The organism is Cellulomonas algicola, assembly GCF_003851725.1.
GTDB lineage: Bacteria > Actinomycetota > Actinomycetes > Actinomycetales > Cellulomonadaceae > Cellulomonas > Cellulomonas algicola.
The window spans coordinates 1-1,529 of sequence record NZ_BHYL01000153.1; the positions used below are offsets into that span (position 1 = coordinate 1).

Below are 1,529 nucleotides of genomic sequence, written 5' to 3' on the forward strand. Positions count from 1 at the left end.
CCGCAGCAGCCGCGACGGGCGCAGCAGCGGCCGGAGCCGGTGCGGCAGCGGCCGGAGCCGGTGCGGGAGCGGCCGGAGCGGGCGCGGACGCCGCAGGTGCGGCCGGTGCCTCGGTGCGCACCGGAGCGGCGGCGGGCGACTCGGACTCGGTCTCCACCTCCGCGGCACGCGCGGCAGCCTGCGCAGCACGACGCTGCTCCAGCTTCTGGTCGGCCTTCTTCTTGGTCGGGCCGAGGACCATGATCATGTTGCGCCCGTCCTGCTTCGGCGAGCTCTCGACGAAGCCGAGCTCGGCGACGTCCTCGGCGAGGCGCTGCAGCAGGCGGATGCCCATCTCCGGACGCGACTGCTCGCGACCGCGGAACATGATCATGACCTTGACCTTGTCCCCCGCCTTGAGGAACCGCTCGACGTGGCCCTTCTTGGTGCCGTAGTCGTGCGGGTCGATCTTCAGGCGGAAGCGGATCTCCTTGAGGACCGTGTTGGTCTGGTTGCGCCGGGCCTCGCGGGCCTTCATGTCTGCTTCGTACTTGAACTTGCCGTAGTCCATGATCTTGCAGACGGGCGGGCGGGCGTCCGGGGCGACCTCGACGAGGTCGAGGTCGGCGTCCTGGGCCAGGCGCAGTGCGTCTTCCACGCGGACGATGCCGACCTGCTCGCCGTTGGGGCCGACCAGGCGGACCTCGGCGACGCGGATCCGATCGTTGATGCGGGGCTCGCTGATGTGTGCTCCTCAGGTTCGTCGTGGCGGACCGTCAGGAACGAGGAAGGCCCCCGTCCTGAGCACAGGAGGAGGCCTCGTACAGCTCCGCCCCGCGCACGACCGTGCGGTCGCCGCGAGTCGCGCCGAACGGCATGGCCGTCGACGTGCGGACTGGTGACCCGGTCCCTGTCGCCGGTCGAGCCGGTCGGTCGAGACCCAGGTGGGAGGTGCTCCACTTGTGCCCCTGGACCGTCGGTCGCCGTCCCGTGAGGGCCGAGTCGCGCGCGGTCGCAGGTCAGTCGTGGACAAGGTTACCAGACGACCGCGCACCCCTCGTCCGAGGGGCACCCGACGCCGGGTCCACGTCAGATGGAACGGTTCCAAGACTTGAATCATTCCAGTCTCGATGGTTGGGTGGAGGACGTGGACGACACCGCACTCCTGCGCGACCACGGCCTGCGCGTCACCAGCCCGCGCCTGGCCGTGCTCGACGCGCTCCGCCGCACCCCGCACGCCGACGCGGACACCGTGCTCCGCCTCGTGCGCTCCGGAGTGCCGTCGGTGTCGGTGCAAGCCGTCTACGACGTGCTCGGCGCGCTCACCTCCGCGGGCCTGCTGCGGCGCATCGAGCCGGCGGGCCACCCCGCGCGCTACGAGCGGCGCGTCGGCGACAACCACCACCACGTCGTCTGCCGGGGCTGCGGCGCCGTCGACGACGTCGACTGCGTCACCGGGCACGCGCCCTGCCTCATCCCCTCCTCCACGTCCGGCTTCGCGGTCGAGACGGCGGAGGTCACGTTCTGGGGCCTGTGCCCCACCTGCGCGG

2 protein-coding genes are annotated in these 1,529 nt (G+C 71.7%); one reads left to right on the forward strand and one right to left on the reverse strand.

The features are described from left to right. Nucleotides 1-724 (reverse strand): translation initiation factor IF-3 (infC, locus tag CTKZ_RS10935; protein ID WP_200829709.1); only part of this gene is annotated, 724 nt, incomplete at its 3' end. A 402-nt stretch (nt 725-1,126) separates the two neighbouring features. On the opposite strand from infC, the gene CTKZ_RS10940 reads away from it, so the two are divergent. Next, nucleotides 1,127-1,529, forward strand: a 403-nt coding sequence (locus CTKZ_RS10940; protein WP_148090484.1) for a Fur family transcriptional regulator, incomplete at its 3' end; no start/stop codon positions are given.